Origin of the sequence: Flavobacterium amnicola (assembly GCF_004122165.1) — a bacterium.
Lineage (GTDB): Bacteria > Bacteroidota > Bacteroidia > Flavobacteriales > Flavobacteriaceae > Flavobacterium > Flavobacterium amnicola.
The window spans coordinates 545,543-564,547 of the sequence record NZ_SBKO01000002.1 but is presented as its reverse complement, the minus strand read 5'-3'; the positions used below and the strand labels follow the sequence as shown (position 1 = coordinate 564,547).

The 19,005-nt window shown below is 34.3% G+C and carries 20 protein-coding genes; 7 read left to right on the top strand and 13 right to left on the bottom strand.

Annotated elements, in window-relative coordinates; all coding sequences use genetic code 11:
- Positions 1-41: 41 nt before the first annotated feature.
- The 3 genes from EQG63_RS08115 to EQG63_RS08105 all read right to left on the bottom strand — a co-directional run bounded on the left by EQG63_RS08115 (position 42) and on the right by EQG63_RS08105 (position 5,609).
- Positions 42-869 carry a DUF4249 domain-containing protein gene (locus tag EQG63_RS08115; protein ID WP_129435853.1) on the bottom strand — a complete coding sequence of 276 codons (828 nt, stop codon included), beginning with the start codon at positions 867-869 and terminating at the stop codon, positions 42-44.
- 4 nt (positions 870-873) lie between these two features.
- Entirely contained in the window at positions 874-3,276 is a 2,403-nt protein-coding gene (locus EQG63_RS08110; protein WP_129435852.1) for a TonB-dependent receptor, read from the bottom strand.
- A 110-nt stretch (positions 3,277-3,386) separates the two neighbouring features.
- Positions 3,387-5,609 carry an NADP-dependent isocitrate dehydrogenase gene (locus EQG63_RS08105; RefSeq protein WP_129435851.1) on the bottom strand — a complete coding sequence of 741 codons (2,223 nt, stop codon included), beginning with the start codon at positions 5,607-5,609 and terminating at the stop codon, positions 3,387-3,389.
- Positions 5,610-5,765: 156 nt separating this feature from the next.
- Here EQG63_RS08105 and EQG63_RS08100 point away from each other — a divergent pair, with 156 nt between their 5' ends.
- Positions 5,766-7,046 carry a Y-family DNA polymerase gene (locus tag EQG63_RS08100; RefSeq protein ID WP_317125547.1) on the top strand — a complete coding sequence of 427 codons (1,281 nt, stop codon included), beginning with the start codon at positions 5,766-5,768 and terminating at the stop codon, positions 7,044-7,046.
- Positions 7,040-7,474 (top strand): LexA family protein, encoded by a 435-nt coding sequence (locus EQG63_RS08095; RefSeq protein WP_129435850.1) that lies wholly within the window; start codon positions 7,040-7,042, stop codon positions 7,472-7,474. The genes EQG63_RS08100 and EQG63_RS08095 overlap by 7 nt, the downstream gene beginning before the upstream one ends.
- A 53-nt stretch (positions 7,475-7,527) precedes the next feature.
- Here EQG63_RS08095 and rplS read toward each other — a convergent pair whose 3' ends face one another.
- From rplS to trmD, 5 genes are all read right to left on the bottom strand, one after another.
- On the bottom strand, positions 7,528-7,878 hold the full coding sequence (rplS, locus tag EQG63_RS08090) for a 50S ribosomal protein L19 (protein WP_129435849.1): 351 nt from the start codon (positions 7,876-7,878) through the stop codon (positions 7,528-7,530).
- Positions 7,879-7,996: 118 nt separating this feature from the next.
- Entirely contained in the window at positions 7,997-9,127 is a 1,131-nt protein-coding gene (locus tag EQG63_RS08085) for an agmatine deiminase family protein (protein WP_317125546.1), read from the bottom strand.
- A 30-nt stretch (positions 9,128-9,157) separates the two neighbouring features.
- On the bottom strand, positions 9,158-10,564 hold the full coding sequence (locus EQG63_RS08080) for an agmatine deiminase family protein (RefSeq protein ID WP_164974482.1): 1,407 nt from the start codon (positions 10,562-10,564) through the stop codon (positions 9,158-9,160).
- A gap of 73 nt (positions 10,565-10,637) precedes the next feature.
- Entirely contained in the window at positions 10,638-11,459 is an 822-nt protein-coding gene (locus tag EQG63_RS08075; protein WP_129435847.1) for an AraC family transcriptional regulator, read from the bottom strand.
- Between the two features lie 9 nt (positions 11,460-11,468).
- Entirely contained in the window at positions 11,469-12,149 is a 681-nt protein-coding gene (gene trmD / locus EQG63_RS08070) for a tRNA (guanosine(37)-N1)-methyltransferase TrmD (RefSeq protein WP_129435846.1), read from the bottom strand.
- Positions 12,150-12,242: 93 nt separating this feature from the next.
- Between trmD and EQG63_RS08065 the strand changes: the two genes are divergently transcribed.
- Positions 12,243-13,382, top strand: a complete 1,140-nt coding sequence (locus tag EQG63_RS08065) for a sterol desaturase family protein (RefSeq protein WP_129435845.1) — start codon at positions 12,243-12,245, stop codon at positions 13,380-13,382.
- A gap of 12 nt (positions 13,383-13,394) precedes the next feature.
- On the opposite strand, the gene EQG63_RS08060 is transcribed toward EQG63_RS08065, so the two are convergent.
- The 3 genes from EQG63_RS08060 to EQG63_RS08050 are packed head-to-tail and all read right to left on the bottom strand — an operon-like array spanning position 13,395 to position 15,102.
- Complete coding sequence (locus EQG63_RS08060; RefSeq protein WP_129435844.1) at positions 13,395-13,841, bottom strand: DUF1569 domain-containing protein; 447 nt, start codon at positions 13,839-13,841, stop codon at positions 13,395-13,397.
- Between the two features lie 3 nt (positions 13,842-13,844).
- The gene (locus EQG63_RS08055) at positions 13,845-14,642 is read right to left on the bottom strand and encodes a class I SAM-dependent methyltransferase (protein ID WP_129435843.1); all 798 of its coding nucleotides are present in this window, start codon (positions 14,640-14,642) and stop codon (positions 13,845-13,847) included.
- A 1-nt stretch (position 14,643) separates the two neighbouring features.
- Complete coding sequence (locus EQG63_RS08050; protein ID WP_129435842.1) at positions 14,644-15,102, bottom strand: GNAT family N-acetyltransferase; 459 nt, start codon at positions 15,100-15,102, stop codon at positions 14,644-14,646.
- Between the two features lie 48 nt (positions 15,103-15,150).
- On the opposite strand from EQG63_RS08050, the gene EQG63_RS08045 reads away from it, so the two are divergent.
- The gene (locus EQG63_RS08045; RefSeq protein ID WP_129435841.1) at positions 15,151-16,083 is read left to right on the top strand and encodes a peptidylprolyl isomerase; all 933 of its coding nucleotides are present in this window, start codon (positions 15,151-15,153) and stop codon (positions 16,081-16,083) included.
- A 98-nt stretch (positions 16,084-16,181) separates the two neighbouring features.
- Positions 16,182-16,481, top strand: a complete 300-nt coding sequence (locus EQG63_RS08040; RefSeq protein ID WP_129435840.1) for a c-type cytochrome — start codon at positions 16,182-16,184, stop codon at positions 16,479-16,481.
- Between the two features lie 43 nt (positions 16,482-16,524).
- Here EQG63_RS08040 and EQG63_RS08035 read toward each other — a convergent pair whose 3' ends face one another.
- On the bottom strand, positions 16,525-16,980 hold the full coding sequence (locus EQG63_RS08035; RefSeq protein ID WP_129435839.1) for a 2-dehydro-3-deoxyphosphooctonate aldolase: 456 nt from the start codon (positions 16,978-16,980) through the stop codon (positions 16,525-16,527).
- A gap of 295 nt (positions 16,981-17,275) precedes the next feature.
- Here EQG63_RS08035 and EQG63_RS08030 point away from each other — a divergent pair, with 295 nt between their 5' ends.
- Both EQG63_RS08030 and EQG63_RS08025 read left to right on the top strand, forming a co-directional pair.
- The gene (locus tag EQG63_RS08030; RefSeq protein ID WP_129435838.1) at positions 17,276-17,833 is read left to right on the top strand and encodes a YeeE/YedE family protein; all 558 of its coding nucleotides are present in this window, start codon (positions 17,276-17,278) and stop codon (positions 17,831-17,833) included.
- A 1-nt stretch (position 17,834) separates the two neighbouring features.
- Positions 17,835-18,248 carry a DUF6691 family protein gene (locus EQG63_RS08025; protein WP_129435837.1) on the top strand — a complete coding sequence of 138 codons (414 nt, stop codon included), beginning with the start codon at positions 17,835-17,837 and terminating at the stop codon, positions 18,246-18,248.
- Between the two features lie 85 nt (positions 18,249-18,333).
- On the opposite strand, the gene EQG63_RS08020 is transcribed toward EQG63_RS08025, so the two are convergent.
- The gene (locus tag EQG63_RS08020) at positions 18,334-19,005 is read right to left on the bottom strand and encodes a lysoplasmalogenase (protein WP_129435836.1); all 672 of its coding nucleotides are present in this window, start codon (positions 19,003-19,005) and stop codon (positions 18,334-18,336) included.

The following is a 19,005-nucleotide window of genomic DNA, read 5'->3' as shown; positions in this document are numbered from 1 at the left end:
TGTCCTTCAAAAGTAATAATTCTAATGAGTTTTTTGCATTTTTATTGCACCAAATACTCTCGGGTATCAATTTCCGTCAGACTAAAATAACCCAAAGGATAATTTTCTGGATTGGTAGTGTTTAAAACATTACCGCGTAAAGTTGAGGTTGGCGTTGCAAATGGATTTCCAGCATTGGAACTCGACATTGCGATTAATTTATTCATGTAGTTGTAATAGGAATTGGTAATGCCTTGTAACGAAAATTTCAGGGTACTTCCGCGATCTAGTTTCTCATTGGTGTAAAAGCCAAACATTCGGTTACCTTGAAAAAATTCATCCGAAATCACTCCAAATTCTTGAACTTTTAACAAAGGATTTTTGGCTCCGACCAAGTAAAAATTATCTTCCGAACCATTATCTTGAAAAAAGAATTTTATTTGAATGCTGTCTTCCCCATCAATACCAGGCACCGTTTCTTGTTGTATATCGTCTATGGTAGGAGTCGCCATTAACTTATTCGTGGCGGTATAAATCTCACCTTTATAGAGCACCCGAAGGGTGTAATTTTTGTTGACAACAGGAACGAAGTTGTCGCACACATAATTGGGTGAATTGGACATTTGATAAAAATCAAAAACAGTATTATCACTATCGGTTACAGTTACGATAGCTCCAGAAGCAATAGCAATTTCATTGCTATAAAAATCATTGGTTAGACTTAATTTTATAGTCTGATTGTCGCCAATTGTTCCTTTCTGCCACTTAATGTTCGCATCGATGACTAATTTAGGATTCGTATTTTCCAACGGAATATCTACTACATCTTCACAACCATATTGGAAAAAGAGGAAAGTTGCAATTACGATATGTGTTACAATTTTTTTCATGCGATTAAAATTTAAAGTTATAGGAAACCGATGGTACGATACCAAAAATGGAAAGTTTCACGGCTTCATTGACTCCCGTTTCAGCATTTTGTTTAAAACTAATAGAAGCAGCATTTTTTCGGCTATAGACGTTGTAAATGCTAAACACCCATTCGCCTTTCCAATTGCGATTTACATTTTTTCTTGGGGTTAAAGTAGCTGAAATATCCAAATGATGATAAAGTGGTAATCTGTTTTTGTTTCTAGCGGTATAATTAGGAACTACAATTCCTTCGTAAACATATTTGGAAGTTGGAAAACTCACTGGTTGCCCTGATTGAAGTGTGAAATTCGCACCAAAATTCCATTTTTCATTTCTTTTATAACTTCCTGTTACCGCCAAATTATGGGTTTTGTCATAGGCAGATCGGTACCATTCCCCATTGTTAATTCCGACTTCATTTGCAGTTCTTCCTGGTGTTTGTTGTTCCGATTTGGATAGGGTATACGCCACCCATCCGCTTAAATTTCCAGTGTTTTTTCGCAAAAGCAGTTCTAAACCATAGGCTCTCATTCGTCCGTTTAGCACTACTTGTTCGATAGCTTCATTGGCAATTAAATCGGCGCCGTCAATATAATCCATTCGGTTTTGTATGCCTTTGTAGTAGGTTTCTACTTCTAAGGTGTATTTGTCCTCTTTAAAATTATTGAAATAACCAAAAGCAATTTGATCGGCAATTTGAGGTTTGATGTAATTATCACTTGGCGTCCAAACATCTAAAGGGGTAGGAGAGGCTGTGTTGGAAACCAATTGTAAATATTGTACCATTCGATTATAACTCATTTTAACTGATTGATTGGCATTCAATTCATAAGCCATTGCAAAACGTGGTTCTAGATAATCAAAGCTTGCGATTTTCTTGTTTTTTCCAAAATATTGAGTGGATATGGGTTTCGCTTTATCGTAAATTTTCAATTCCGCATCGTACACTACGGGTTGGTTGTTTTCGTAATAATTGACAGTTGAAGTTCCCAATCGGTAAAATTGACTGTAGCGTAATCCGTAAGAAATAGAAACTTTATCGTCTATTTTTTGTTCGGCATCAATGTATAGCGCGGGTTCAAAAGCATATTTTTTGTCCAATTCTCTGTAATTAATAGAGGAATTGGTATTCAAGGGTTCAATGATACCAGGATTGAAGTTGCTGTATACGGCATTTACCCCATAATTCAATTTTAAGGTATTGGATAAATAATGTTTGAAATCGTATTTTATGTTGTAGTTTTTGATGCCCGATTCCCAATTAAAGCCAACAAAATCAAGTACTAACCCGTAATAATAATCACTATAAATCATCGATAGATTTGAAAATAATTTATCGGAAAATAAATGATTCCAACGTAGGTTTAGAGTCGTATTGCCGTAAGTATTGGTAAAACTTTTGTTCAATGAAAAAATATCTCGACCAAAATAGCCGGAAAGGTATAAGTTGTTGTTTTTGTTGATTTTGTAATTCAGTTTGGTATTTAAGTCATAAAAATAAGCTACATTTTTATTGTCGGTAAACTTCAGAAACAAATGTGCATAGGAACCACGTCCTCCAATTAGAAAAGAACCTTTTTCTTTAACAATTGGTCCTTCGGCCAATAATCGACTTGTAATCAAGCCCACTCCGCCATTAACGCTAAATTTATTACTGTTTCCGTCTTTTTGATAGATATCTAAAACAGAGGAAGCCCTTCCACCAAATTTAGCCGGAATGCCACCTTTGTATAATTTCAAATCTTTGATGGCGTCGGGATTAAAAACAGAAAAGAAACCAAACACGTGAGAAGAATTATATACCGTAGCTTCGTCTAACAAGACCAAGTTTTGATCAGCACCTCCACCACGAACGTTAAACCCAGATTGTCCTTCTCCTGCATTGGTCACTCCGGGTAAGAATAATAGGGATTTAATGATATCGACTTCTCCCAAGACCACAGGCATTTGTTTGATGGTTGCGATACTAAGCTTATTCATACTCATTTCCGGTTTACGGATATTGGCTTTGGTTTTCGTATCTGTAACCACAATTTCTTGTAATTCCTGACTGGATTCGGAAAGTTTGAAATTGAGTTTGGTGTTTTCAGTTAAATTGATTTTTTCTTCTTTTGAAGTATAACCCACATAACTTGCTATAAGCGTATAGCTTCCATTGGGTAAAGTAACCGAGTAAAATCCATATTCATTAGTAGAAAGGAATACATTTATTTCTTCGATTTTTACAGTAACTCCAATTAATGTTTCATTAGTTTTTACATCTGAAATGATGCCGCTAATGGTGTGTTTTTGCTTCGAAGGTTCATTGCTGCTTGTCTCTTGAGCAGAAAGTAGTGTTGTAAAAAACAAGATAAAACAGAGTAGAATGGACTTATGTTTAGACATACTATAAATTTAGTACTGCAAATATCGGAATTATCGCACGAAACAATTGTTAAGATTGGGTTAATAAGAAAGGCGACCCATGGCCGCCTTTACATAAGAATTTATTGTTGTTAATTCAATTTTGCTAAAATGCTATTGAATGTTTCACTAGGACGCATTGCTTTTGCAGTAGCGGCATCGGAAGGATGGTAATACCCACCAATCGCTTGTGCTTTTCCTTGTGCTCCGATTAATTCAGCATCAATTTTTGCTTCGTTCGCTGTCATTTCCGCTGCAATTGGAGCAAATTTTGCTTGTAAATCAGCATTTTTGGTTTGATTTGCCAACGCTTGCGCCCAATATAGTGCCAAATAGAAGTGCGATCCTCTGTTGTCTATTTCACCTACTTTACGTGCTGGTGATTTATCAGTAGCTAAGAATTTTGCATTCGCTTCATCCAACGTATCGGCTAAAACTTGTGCTTTCTCATTGTTTTGTGTTTGTGCCAAATGCTCCAAAGAAGCTTGTAAAGCCAAGAATTCACCTAAGGAATCCCAACGCAAATAGCCTTCTTCTACAAATTGTTCTACGTGTTTTGGTGCCGAACCACCTGCTCCTGTTTCAAACAATCCACCACCATTCATTAACGGAACAATAGATAGCATTTTGGCAGAAGTACCTAATTCTAAAATTGGAAATAAATCGGTTAAATAATCACGTAATACGTTACCTGAAACCGAAATAGTATCTTTTCCTTCACGAATTCTTCGTAATGTTTCTGTCATGGCATCTTTTACATCCATGATACGAATATCCAAACCGGTAGTATCGTACTCTTTTAAGTATTGCGCTACTTTTTTGATGATTTCTCTATCGTGCGCTCTGTCTTTATCCAGCCAGAAAATAGCTGGAGTATCCGATAATCGAGCTCTATTTACGGCTAGTTTTACCCAGTCCTGAATAGGAGCGTCTTTGGTTTGACACATTCTGAAAATATCACCCCCTTCTACGTTTTGTGATAATAAAACCGTTCCATTTTCGTCTTCTACTTTTATAATTCCAGCAGCTTCGGCTTGGAAGGTTTTATCATGGGATCCGTATTCTTCTGCTTTTTGCGCCATCAAACCTACGTTAGGAACAGAACCCATTGTTTTTGGATCTAAGGCACCATTTTTAATCATGTCATCAATTACCGCTTGGTAAAAACCAGCGTATGTACGATCTGGAATGATACAAACAGTGTCTTCTTCTTTTCCTGCTGCGTTCCACATTTTACCGCCGCTACGAGCTAATGCCGCCATAGATGCATCGACAATAACATCAGAAGAAACATGGAAATTAGTAATTCCTTTATCCGAATTAACCATAGCCACACGAGGACCATTGGCTAAAGCACTTTCGATGGCTGCTTTTACTTCGCCTTCTTGTGTGTTACTGGCTAATTTTTCGAATAAATCTTGTAAACCATTATTTGGATTTATATCCAATGATTTGAATAGCTCAGCATATTTTGTAAAGACGTCTTTGAAGAACGTTTCCACAATAGCACCGAAAATAATCGGGTCGGAAATTTTCATCATCGTTGCTTTTAAATGCGCAGAAAGTAATACGTTTTTTTCTTTCGCTTCCGCAATGGCAGTAGTGACAAAAGCTTTCAACGTTGCTAAGCTCAATGCCGAACTGTCAATTACTTCTCCTGCTTTTAAGTTTGAAAAATCTTTCAAAACTTTAGTAGTCCCATCGGCTCCAGCGAAAACAATTCTGAATTTACTGTCGTTGGCTACCGTTACCGAGTTTTCTGTTCCGTAAAAATCGCCCGAATTCATATGTGCTACTGAAGTTTTACTATCAGCGGCCCATGTACCCATTTTGTGAGGGTTTTGTTTCGCGTAATTTTTTACCGCTTTTGGTGCACGACGATCTGAATTTCCTTCACGTAACACTGGATTCACGGCAGAACCCAATACTTTTGAATATTTGGCTTTGATGGTTTTCTCTTCTTCATTTGCTGGCTCTTCCGGAAAGTTAGGTATCTCAAACCCTTGTGCCTGTAATTCGGCTATCGCTTCTTTTAATTGAACGGTAGAAGCAGAAATATTAGGTAATTTGATGATGTTGGCTTCAGGTGTAGTAGCTAATTGCCCTAATTCGGCTAAATTATCGGCTACTTTTTGATTGTCTTTTAAATATTCTGGGAAGTTAGATAATATTCTACCAGCCAGAGAAATATCACGTATTTGAATATCAATATTTGCAGGAGCAGTAAACGCTTTTACAATAGGTAAGAACGAATGAGTAGCCAACATAGGCGCTTCATCTGTTAAAGTGTAATGAATCGTTGATTTGTTTGACATTGTGTATTTAAGTTTGAAAAATTGAGTCACAAATATAAGAAATTTGCCCTTAAAAAGATAATGTAAAATGCTTCTGATGCTACGATTTACGGATTTATAAATTTTGCCTATTTGCAATTATGAAATGCAAAATTAGAAGGGCTTAAATTTAATATTTTGTATTTTTGTAGGATGTATGCATTAGTCGATTGTAATAATTTTTATGTTTCTTGTGAGCGTTTTTTTCAGCCACAATATGAAAATAAGCCTGTTGTTGTTTTATCGAACAACGATGGTTGTGTTATTTCAAGAAGTGAAGAGGCTAAAGCATTAAAAATCCCTATGGGAGCGCCTGAATTTCAATTTAGAGAGTTGTTTGCGGTACACAACGTAAAGGTGTTTTCTTCCAATTATGCTTTGTATGGCGATTTGAGTCAACGCGTTATGGAGGTTTTGAAAGATTTTACGCCTGCGATTGAAGTGTACAGTATTGACGAGGCTTTTTTAAAATTTGACGATTTCTATCAAAGGGATTATACAGATTGTGGATTAGAAATTAAAAAGAAAGTACAAAAATGGGTGGGTCTTCCAGTTTGTATTGGTTTTGCGCCTACCAAGGCGCTTTCCAAAATTGCCAATAGAATCGCGAAAAAGTTCAAAGAACGGACAAACGGAGTCTATGTTATTGATTCGGAAGAGAAAAGAGTTAAAGCGTTGAAATGGACGAAGATTGAGGATGTTTGGGGAATTGGTCGCAGACTTTCCAAGAAGTTAACAGCTTTAGGAATCGTAACGGCTCTCGATTTTGTGCAACCGCAACATGAGAAAACTATCAAGCAGTTAATGGGCGTTGTGGGAGATCGTTTGCGACTGGAGTTGTTAGGCATTTCGGTTTTAGAATTGGATTTTTTTTCAGAAGCTAAAAAGAATATCGCCATAACCAGATCGTTTGAACATTCAATTGTTGCTTTTTCAGAACTAAAAGAACGTATTTCCACTTTTGCAACCATTGCATCCGAAAAATTAAGAAAGCAAAAATCATGTTGTTATGGGATTTCGGTTTTTCTATTGAAAAAATGTTCGATAGAAGAAAGAAGAAAATCGTATTTTACGGTATACAAAACAATTCCTTTTGCCACGCAATCGGCCTTAACATTAAGTCAGAAGGCCATTGAAGTTCTTGAAGAGATTTATATTGAAGGCGAATCGTATACGAAGGCGGGAGTCATTTTAACGCTAATCGTGCCACAAAATCAGAAGCAATTTGATTTGTTTGAAGAAGAAAATCCGAAGCACGAAAAATTGATGAAAGTAATGGATGCTATACGCTTAAAAATGGGCGATAGAAAACTTAAAATTGCGAATCAGGATATGAATAGAACCTGGAAAATGAAACAAAATCACTTATCGAATAGATATACAACTCAAATTGATGAAATGCTAATTCTGAAATGTTAAAGTCAAAAAAAATAGAGATTTTTGCTCCAAATACGGATAGTAATTTAGAGATGCCTTTCATTGCTGCGGGAATTAAAGCGGGATTTCCTTCACCTGCTGCCGACTTTGATGAAGTGCGTATCAGTTTGGATCAGATTGTAGTGAAAAATAAATCGGCTACGTTTTATGCGAAAGCGAGTGGTAATTCTATGATAGGGGCAGGTATAGCTGATGGCGATGTCTTAGTAATTGATCGAAGTTTAGAACCTGCTGACAATAAAATTGCAGTTTGCTATATCGATGGGGATTTTACTGTAAAACGCATAAAGATTGAAAAGAACTCCATTTGTCTTGTCCCTGAAAATGAAGCGTTTCAACCCATCAAAATTACAGAAGAGAATGAATTGATTATTTGGGGAATTGTTACTTATGTGCTGAAAAAAATATAAAAAAAAGTCCCGAGAGAATATCGGGACCATTTTTATAAACTTCAGAAAGTGAATTATCTTCTTCTTTCTTTGATTTTTGCTTTTTTACCAGTAAGATCTCTAAAGTAGTAGATACGAGCTCTACGAACTTTACCTCTTTGGTTCAATTCAACTTTTTGTAAAGCTGGCATGTTCACTGGGAAGATACGCTCTACACCAACAGCTCCTGACATTTTACGGATTGTAAAAGTTTCAGTTGCTCCAGTTCCTCTTCTTTGAATTACAACTCCTTTGAAGAACTGAGTTCTTGTTTTTTCACCCTCTTTAATTTCGTAGTATACAGTGATAGTATCACCAGCTCCGAATGCAGGGAAATCTTTTCTTGCAGATAATTCGTTGTTTACGAAATCTAATAAATTTGCCATTTTTATAAATATTATGGTTTAAAATCTAAGCAACATTCACGGTTTTCGCCAGAGGTTGGTCAAATGTGGGGGCAAAAGTACGAATAAAATCTTAAATTCAAACTAATTTTTGTGATTTTTATAATGGCTGTTGTTGTGTAACGCAATGAACCATACCTCCATTTTGATATAAATTTCTTACATCAATACCTACTACAGTTCTTCCTGGGTATAAACCCGCAATAATATTGTTGGCAACAGTGTCGTTAGGATCATTGTAATTTGGAACTAATACCTTGCCATTTGAAATATAGTAATTAATGTAACTTCCTTTGTATGTCAAGGCCACACCAGTTTGAGTGGTAACGTTATTTTGAGTTAATGGCAAAACGACTTTTGTATATGCTGTATTATTTTTATTTGTAGCATTATTTAATTTGTCAATGTCAGATGCAGATAATCCCCAGTTAGCTAAGTCAGAATTGCTCATTGTAACCAATTTATTTCCAGGTGCAAATCGTGCAAAGCCATCAATATGCATATCGGTAACGTCATCAGAGCTGAATCCTCCGTCTAACCAAATGAATTTTGTTACTCCTAAGTACTTTGTAAAGTTTGCTTCGGCTTGTACTTGACTCATACCGGGATTTCTAACAGAGTTTGCGGGACTTTGACTAATTACAGAACTTTTTGTAGCCATTAAAACACCATGGCCATCAATTTCAACAGAACCTCCTTCATTAATCATTATGTTGTTTAAATCGACTTTAGTTTTTCCAGTTTGTTGGGCTATAAATAATGGTATCGCATTGCAATTTGTGTAATCGTATTTGCCTCCCCATCCGTTAAACCCCCAATCTTCAATAACTATGTTACCTTGTTTGTCTTTAACATATATGGGTCCGTTATCTCTTACCCAAACATCATCTGTATGATGAATGGTAAAATCTACATTTAATAAGGGTACACTGGCATTATTTAGTAAGCTAATAATTCTATTTTTCTCGGTTGTATCATATGCTATAATGTGAACTTTTTCAGAGCTTTGAAGCGCATTTGTAATAGCTACCCAAGTTGCATCAAGTTCATTTCTATATGTGATTCCGTGTTGATAATGATGTGGCCATTGTAACCAAGTTCCTTCGTGAGGATCAGACTCTTCAGGCATTTTGTAAAGAACTTCTTGTATGTTGTTTGAATTTTCAGTAATTTCTTCATTACCTCCACAAGAATAAGCCATCATTATAAGAGCTAAAATTTGTAAATGCATTTTTTTCATGTTAGCTGTGTTTTAAAAATACTAATTTTTTACAATAATTTTTTTAGTAGCTTTTAATTTGTTGTCTGCGAATATTTTACAAATGTAAATTCCATTTTGTATATTATCTAAATCAACTTTTACAGTTGAATTTTTAGTATTGACTAAGTGTTCATTTTTGCTTGCTATTTTTTTTCCAATAAAATCATATATTTCAATTTTAATATTTTGATATTCATTTGCTTCAAATTGAATATTAATTAAGTTTTTAGCTGGATTAGGATATAATTCAAAATCAATATTGTCATTAAATTCAGAAGTTGATAAAGTAGCTTGTGGTTGTTGTTGTGTTACACAATGTACCATTCCTCCATTAGCATATAAATTTCTACAATCTATACCTACTACTGTTCTTCCAGGATAAATACCAGCAATTATACTATTAGCAACAGCGTCATTAGGATCGTTATAGTTAGGAACTAATACGCGATTATTTGCAACATAATAGTTTGCATAGCTTCCTTTGTATCCTAAATCTTGACCATTGGTTTTTTTAACATTATTTACAGTAAGAGGGATATATACTTTTTCATATACGACATTGTTGATATTTGAAGCAGCATAAAGTTTATCTATATCCGATTGAGGCACACCCCAATAAAGCAAATCAGCTTGATTCATAGTAACAAGTTTGTTACCTGGAGCAAATTTTGCAAATCCATCTATATGTGCATCAGTGATATCGTCTTGACTATACCATCCGTCTAACCAAATAAATTTTTGGGCACCTATGTATTGAGAAAAAATTGCGTTTGCTTGAGATTCTGTCATTCCTACATTGCGCAATGCTTTGATACCAGTAGGTGTTGTAGGGTTATTTTGACATAAAATTGAGGATTTTGTTGCTAAAAAAGTACCATGACCATCTAATTCCCAAGAACCTCCTTCTACAACCATAATAGAATTTAAGTTTAATGGTGTTAAACCACTTGCAGTACCCATAATTGTTGGAGTTGTATTGTCCTTATCAAAAGCATAGTCACCACCCCAACCATTAAAACCCCAATCTTGTAATACTAATTGACCAGATGCGTTTCGAACAAAAATCCCTGCAATATCACGCATCCAAACATCATTAGTAGTTTTTATCACAAAATTGACATTTGTTAATGGGACATTGGCATTAGTTAGTAATGTTGTTATTCTTGTTCTTTCGGTAGTGTTATATGCGATAATATGCACTTTTTCATTTGCTTGTAATGCATTTGTCATGGCAACCCAAGTAGCATCATTCTCATTACGGAATGCATTTCCATATTCGTATTGATGTGGCCATGCTAACCAAGTGCCTTCATGAGGTTCTGTCTCATCTGGAAAAGTAAACGTTTGTGCATTTATTGTATTAAATGATAAACTTAATAGTAGTAGAATTGTAAATTTAGTTGGCATATCTTGTTGTTTTTTAATGATATGCCAAAAGTATAGTGTGAAAATTAATTGTTATTGTCCAAAATTGACAACCTTACTTTATAGGGATAAGAATGTGAGTTATGTATTTTTCTTCATCAATAACATTTATGGAACCAGTATGGTAATGCTCAATGATTGGTTTTGCATCAATTTCATATTTTTGAAGGAATAACCAATCATTATATATAAATCGATAGGTGTCTAAAATAGTATCATAACTTCCGAAATGAGTATATTTAATATATTTTCCACCATCAATTAATTTTGTTTTAGCTTTTTTAATGTTAGTTTCACTTTTAGTAAAACATGCTTCATATCTGCATTTTGATTTTATAGAAAGTAGAGGTTGGTCAACAATAACACCATAATAATCTATTTGGCAATTATAATTTGCATTCTCATATATTTTATCCCAAAGTTTATTAATTGTTGAATTATCATAATCATTAGTGATTATTAAATCATAATAAACTTCAATTGAATTTAGCTTGACAATTTCAGATTTCACATACTTTGAATCTATATTTGCTATAAAGTCATTAAAGATCAATTCTTTGTTTTCTCTTGCTTTTCTTGGGGTTATGGAATAGTTTTTGTTAAAAGCCTTAGTAAATGCTTGATTGCTTTCGTAACCTATTGAAAATGAAATATCAGAGATTGTTTCATTAGAATAAATTAAACGTTTGAAACCATTTTCTAGACGTATTCTTTTTTGGTATTCTCCGATATTTTCTTTGAATATATTTTTGAAAATGCGTTGAATATTCCGATAAGAATAATTGGAAACATTTTCTAGTTCGGCAGGAGAAATTTGTCTGTTGTAATTTTTCTCAACAAAAATTATTACATTTTTTATTTTTTCAATTTCCTGCATACTTTAAAATTATTCATTCTCCAGTAAATCAGGTCGTCTATTTTTAGTATGCTCATAGGCCATATCCTCACGCCATTTTTCAATTTTGGCAAAATGGCCACTTAATAAAACCTCGGGTACTTTCCATCCTTTATATTCTGCCGGACGCGTATAAATAGGAGGGGAAAGTAAATTGTCTTGAAAACTATCGGTTAAGGCAGAAGTCTCATCACTTAAAACCCCAGGGATTAATCGAATAATTGCATCGGAAAGGACCAAAGCACCTAATTCTCCACCAGAAAGCACATAATCGCCAATGGAAATTTCTTTGGTAATAAAATGATCGCGAACGCGTTGGTCAACGCCTTTGTAATGTCCGCACAAAATGATAATGTTTTCATACATCGACATTTTATTGGCCATTTGTTGGTTTAAGGTTTCGCCATCTGGAGTCATATAAATGACTTCATCATAACTGCGCTCAGCTTTTAATGCCGTAATACAATCATCGATAGGTTGTACACTCATAACCATACCTGCACCTCCGCCAAACTGATAATCGTCTACACTTTTTTGTTTGTTGGTGGTATAATCGCGAAGGTTGTGAAAATGAACTTCTACCAAGCCCTTGTCGATAGCGCGTTTCATGATAGAGGCTTCAAAAGGACTTCGTAACAATTCAGGTAAAACGGTAATAATATCGATGCGCATAAACTATTTTTGAAGGGCAAAGGTACAAACAATATTTTTTGATTAAATAGTTGAAAGTAATTTAATGAGTTTATATATTAGCCAAAAAAAAAGATGGATATTAAAGATGGTGTAAAATTTGGAAACGGAATAATAAGTGGGTATACCTCAATTTTTCTAGGAATTTTAACTTTTTTAGGCGTTTTGTGTTTTAAATATCCTGAAGAACTAACCACACCTGAATTTAGAGAAGTCTATACAGGTGAATCCATGCGGGTTTTTTTAATGTGTTCAATCATTGCTTCTTTTGTCTTTGCTTTGTCTAGTTTTTTAGTGAGTAGCAAACAAAAATTATCGCTAATTGGAATTTTGTTTTGTACTGCAACTATAGTTTTAGGAGGTTTTGATGTTGATGCGAGGGCTGTAGATAAAACAGCATGGCATCTAGGTTTAGATTGGCTTATTCTCGATTTGTTTTTAATGGCTGTAATATTTGTACCCATTGAAATTGTGTTTCCAAAACGAAAAGATCAGCCTACTTTTCATAATGAGTGGCGTACAGACTTGATTTATTTCACGATTAGCCATTTGTTTATTCAGTTTTTTGGAACCATTACACAACAACCGGCAAAACTGTTTTTTGGAGGAATGGGTTTAGAGAGTGTTCAACATTTTATACAATCAATGCCCTTTGCAGTGGAGTTGTTTTTAGCATTTTTTCTAACAGATTTATTCCAATACTGGACGCACCGCTTTTTTCACAGACATAGTTTTATGTGGCGTTTTCATTCCATTCATCATTCTACAGAAAATATGGATTGGCTAGCGGGTTCTCGTACTCATTTTATTGATATTTTTGTTACTCGAAGCATGGCTTTTATTCCATTGTATGTTTTAGGATTTTCTACAATTACGTTTAATGTGTATGTTATCTTTATGGCAATTCACGCCGTTTTAATTCATGCGAATACACGTATAAATTTTGGATTTTTAAGGTATATTATTGCAACGCCACAATACCATCATTGGCATCATTGTAAAAACCCAAAATATTATGGCAAAAACTTTGCTACCATTTTTCCATTCATTGATAAAATGTTTGGAACGTATTATTTACCTAAAAATGTTTGGCCAGAAGATACTGGTTTATTAGAAGCGCATTTCCCAAAAGGATATGTGAAACAAGCCGTTTATCCTTTTACTAAAAGCCCATTTGATAAAGATTTAGAAATGACCGAATATTCGGAAAGATAAAATTAATAAGGTTTACACTCCAAACTGTCTTAAATGATGGTCTAAATGTTTCCATTGTAAATTATTCCAGTCTTCGGCAGAAAGTTTACCCCAAAAAGGGTGTACTTCCAACGTAATAACTTTTGTACCCTCTTGAAATTTTCGAGTTTTTTCAATTAGTTCTTGTTTTGATTTTTCAAAATCATAATGGTTTATTCTAATAAATTCTTTTGCTGTTGGTGTGTTTTTCTTGAATTCTGGAGCATTAAGCCATTTGTTTTTCATCATTCTTCCAAGTATACCCAGTAAAAAAGGCATTTTGATTGTTTGAATACCTAAAGCAACATCAATAGGAGCAATGCAATGTGATAACATTTGATCAACTGTCATTTTTCCCCAAATCGATTGTGATTCTGGAGTAAGTTTTTCTATTCTTGAAATTAATTCTTGATTGTCTCGAGGATTAAATATACTTTTCATAAATTATTTTTTAGTTGCCAATATTGTAAATACCATTGGGATTTTATTTTTCAAATGTTTAATTCTGAATTTATTAAATTCAAATTCTTCGGTTTGATTGAAACAATTGTAAGGAGAATAATCATACTCATTAAAACAATTGATTTCTAATCCGTTGTTGATTAATGCGTTTAAAACTTCAGATGTTGGATGGTTCCAAGTGATTGTTTTGGCTTCTATGTTGGCGTAACGGTCGGCATAAGTGCCCGATTCGTCTTCAATTATTGGGCAAACATTGAAGTAATTGTAAAATACTTCTTTGAAATCATTATCAAACATCCAAACAATCGGATGAAATTCGGCAAACACAAACCTTCCAGTGGGTTTTAAAAATCGTGCAACCACTTTTGCCCATTTGTCTAAATCGGGTAACCAGCCAATAGTGCCGTAACTGGTAAACACTATATCAAATTGTTCGTGTAAATGGTTGGGTAAATCATAAAGGTCACAACAAATAAATCGCGCATCTAATCCTAATTGAGTGTTGAATTCTTTAGCTTTTTCAATGGCTTTGTCAGATAAATCCACACCAGTTGCTTGAGCGCCCATTCGCGAAAAACTCATAGTATCTTGCCCGAAATGACACTGTAAATGCAGTATTTTTTTTCCTGAAATATCGCCAAGAAGTTGTAATTCAATTTCGTTTAAAGTCGATTTTCCTTTTAAAAAACTTTCGTTATCATAAAATTCAGAATTCACATGGACTTCCGTTTTATTGTTCCAGGTTTTTTTATTGATTTCGATGTAGTTGAAGTCTTCCATATTATAGTATTAATTCCATTTGAATATCCGCTCTATCATAATCAGTTGAATCCAGTGGTGTTTCTATGAAGTGGTATTTTCGGTATAAATTTAAAGCCGGAGAAAGTTTGGTATTGGAGACTAAAAATATCTTTTTCGCTTTTCTATGGGTGGCAAAAGCAATACAAGCTTCCATTAGTAAATTACTCAATTTCATTCCTTGAAATTTTTTATCGACAGCCATTTTAGCCAATTCAAAAACAGCATCATTTCCTTTTATCATGGCAACGGTTCCCGCTATTTCATTATTCACCAAACAGAAAAAAATCTCTCCTTCTTTTTCAATAATATCTTTCTCAATGTTTTCAAAGGTTGCAATATCATGAGGTTCCACAAAAAAATATTCTTCGAGCCATGCGGTATTCAATCGAATAAAATCATTTTTGTATTGCGAATCGTACCCAATTATTTTGACGTCCATTTGAATTTATTATCGTAATTTTGCACTTCAAATTTAAATAAATATACTATGCAAGACGGTATTTACGCAAAATTTAATACTTCAAAAGGGTCGATTTTAGTAAAATTAACTCACGATTTAACTCCAGGAACTGTTGGTAACTTCGTTGGTTTAGCAGAAGGAAATCTAGAGAACTCAGTAAAGCCTCAAGGCCAAAAATATTATGACGGATTGAAATTTCACCGTGTCATTCCCGATTTTATGATTCAAGGTGGTTGTCCACTTGGAACAGGAACAGGTGATGGTGGTTATAAGTTTGATGATGAATTTCACCCAACATTAACCCACGACAAACCAGGAGTATTATCGATGGCTAATGCAGGTCCAGGGACTAACGGAACACAATTTTTTATCACGCATGTACCAACACCATGGTTAGACGGAAAACATTCGGTTTTCGGACATGTAGTAGAAGGTCAAGACGTGGTAGATGCAGTAGCTCAAGGTGATGCATTGGAAAGTGTGGAAATTATTAGAGTAGGTGCAGAAGCAGAAAAGTGGAATGCAATTGAAGCGTTTCGTACGTTTGAAGGTTCTCGTTTGAAAAGAATTGAGGAAGCAAAACGTCAAGCGGAAGAAGCTATGGAAAAATTAGCCGCTGGTTTCGAAAAAACAGAAAGCGGATTGCGTTATAAAATCATTCAAAAAGGAAACGGAAAACAAGCAGAAGCAGGTAAAACAGTATCGGTTCATTATACAGGTTCTTTAGAAAACGGAAAAACGTTTGATAGTTCGTATCCAAGAAAAAAACCAATTGAATTTCCATTAGGACGTGGAAATGTAATTGAAGGATGGGATGAAGGTATTGCCTTATTACAAGTAGGCGATAAAGCACGTTTTGTGATTCCAGCTTATTTAGGATACGGTGAGAGAGGTGCTGGAGGAGTTATTCCACCAAATGCCACTTTAGTTTTTGATGTAGAGTTGATGGATGTGAAATAAATCTTGATGTATTTTACTCCTTAAAATTAAAAGCATGATCCCAATAGTTTTCTATTGGGATTTTTTTATTTTTACCCAAACCAAAAAACAGTCAATAAATGAAAACTAAATTATTTGTAGCTGCGCTTTTAAGTGTTGCATTTTTTTCCTGTTCAAAAAAAGTAACCGCACCTGTTGTTAATACTGAAGTTAAAGTCACCGAAGAAGTAAAAACAGAATTACCAACTGCGATAGCTGAAGGCAAAACGTTATATGAAAATAGTTGTGCAAGATGTCATAAATTGTTTCCTGTGACCAAACATGATAAATCAGGTTGGGCGGTAACAGTAGACAGAATGGCTCCAAAAGCAAAATTGACTGCCGAGCAAAAAGATTTAGTTTATAATTATCTTACTTAAGGTATGAAATAAAAAAATCCCATCATTCAGATGGGATTTTTTGTTATTTTCTATTGGTTAAACCAACAGGAATCATTACTTCTCCTCGTTCAAATTTATTGATGTAGAGTAGAATTGGTTTCGATTGTCCTTCGTAATTAATTTCAAAAATATCTAACATTCCTGCTCCCATATCACTTTTTTTAGTAGGAAACGGACAGCAAGTATCGACAAGTTTGTAGGTTATCTTTTCACCTTTAGGTCCTGCTAACGCATTTAAAAAACGTATTTGATTGTTGAGACCGTCTTCCAAAGTGGTGAACCCAACATTTACAGGATAATTTTCATTATAGGCATATTTTTTATTGGTCGCTTTTTTGGTAATGATAAAGCTATTATAGTCTTCGTTTAGGGCAGGCCCAGGAATATTATCATCAATATTTCTAATCGTATTTCTAGTACTGATGCAAGAACTTAACATCAAAACCGTTGAAAGGAGTAAAAGGGGCAATATTTTCATAGGTTTAAATTTTAAACAAATATAATGAGAATATTTAATAACAAAACAGTGAATTTTTGTTATAAAATTTGGATTTATACCGAATTGCGTTGTAGATTTGTACCGAAATTTGGTTTTGAAGGCTTTGCTTTCAAAATTTTGGATACTATTTTTTCATTATATATTGGTTGGGTTAATTTAAAAGTATGTCCAAATTTCAACTTGAGCACTTTCTTCGGGAAGTGCTTTTTGTTTTTTAGAAGGTTATGCTTTGAATATTGCGGTAAACTTCTATTTTTGCATAAAATACTTTTAAATGGAGTTTATTACAAATACATGGCACTGGTCTGTTTCGGGTTTCTTGATTGGAGTAGTAATGTTGTTGTTGACCTATTTTGGTAAAACGTTCGGAATGTCTTCCAATCTGAGAACTATTTGTTCTATGTCGGGTGGAAGTAAGACTGCTTCTTATTTTAATTTTGATTGGAGAGAGCAAAAATGGAATTTAGCAATTGTATTGGGTTCTATTGTTGGAGGATTTATCGCCTATCATTTTTTAGGAAACGCTAGTAATATTGATATTAATCCTAAAACCATTGCACAGTTACAACATATAGGGATCGATGCTCCTAATGGCAAATTCCTTCCGGATGCTCTTTTTAGTATGGAAGCTTTGACAAGTCCTAAAGGGTTTTTGTTACTTTTATTAGGTGGCTTTTTAATTGGTTTCGGGACACCTTATGCTGGTGGATGTACTTCAGGGCATGCTATTTCTGGATTGAGTAATTTTCAACTTCCTTCTTTAATTGCAGTTGTTGGTTTTTTTGTTGGTGGGTTAGTTATGGCTCATTTCTTAATCCCCATTATTTTCTAATATGAAATTATTTCGCTTTTTTGCTGTTGGAATTTTATTCGGAATTGTTTTAACCAAATCTGAAGCCATTTCGTGGTATCGCATTTATGAAATGTTTATGTTTCAGTCTTTCCATATGTATGGAATTATTGGTATTGCTGTAATTACCGGTGTTTGTGGTATTCGATTTATCAAGAAAAAAGAAATTAAAGATTATAAAGGACAACCTATAGAAATCTTAGATAAAGAAAAAAGTATTGCTCGTTACCTTTTTGGAGGTATTATGTTTGGATTAGGGTGGGGACTTGTGGGTTCTTGTCCAGGACCTATTTTTATTCTTTTGGGCACAGGAGTTCCAGCAATCGCTGTAGTGCTTTTTGGTGCTCTTTTAGGGACTTATTTGTACGGTTTGCTTAAAGACAAGTTACCTCATTAAAATATAAAAGACTTTGGTTTAAAACGTCAGAGCCGAATGGAATCCATTCGGCTCTGCTATTTTTTATCATGAAGTGAAAATTGATTTATTCTTTTGCAGCCTGCTCATTCAATTTCAAAACTCCGAATGTAATTAAGTATTGTGCTATCAAATAGGTTGACATAATTAAAAGCGAAGCATTTGGTAGTGCCGTGTAAAATTTATTCATGGCCAAGATACTATCCGAAACTACAAATGATATTGCTCCATTTAAAATCAATAAATTCATTGGATTGCGCCAGGTTAGTCCACCGCGAATTGCCATCACCAGCATTAATGAAATTGTAAAAGCATAGACTGAAACGGGAATTTTTAAATCACCCAAGGTTGGAAATAAAACCGTTAGCATTACAAATAAATAACCTGCGATAAATACTACTCCCAAACCAAATAAGGCTTTATTTGGGGTTTTGTAGGCTTCTTGCTTGATAAACAAGAAAATGAATAAAATATGGGCTATTAAAAACGAAACCAGTCCAAAAATAAAATACAATTCTCCTTTATCAGCAAAAAGTAAAACGACATCTCCAATCCAAGAAAAGACAAGTGCGGATAACAATAATTTTTTGGTTGTAAATTCACTTGATTCATTCACAGCTAATAGCAAACAAGGCAATAAAAGAGGTTTTAAATACCAAGCAATATCTTCTTTTCCAAAAACGATAAAGGCCAAATAAACAATGCTAACAATTACGAAATACTTCAAAAATTTACTCAT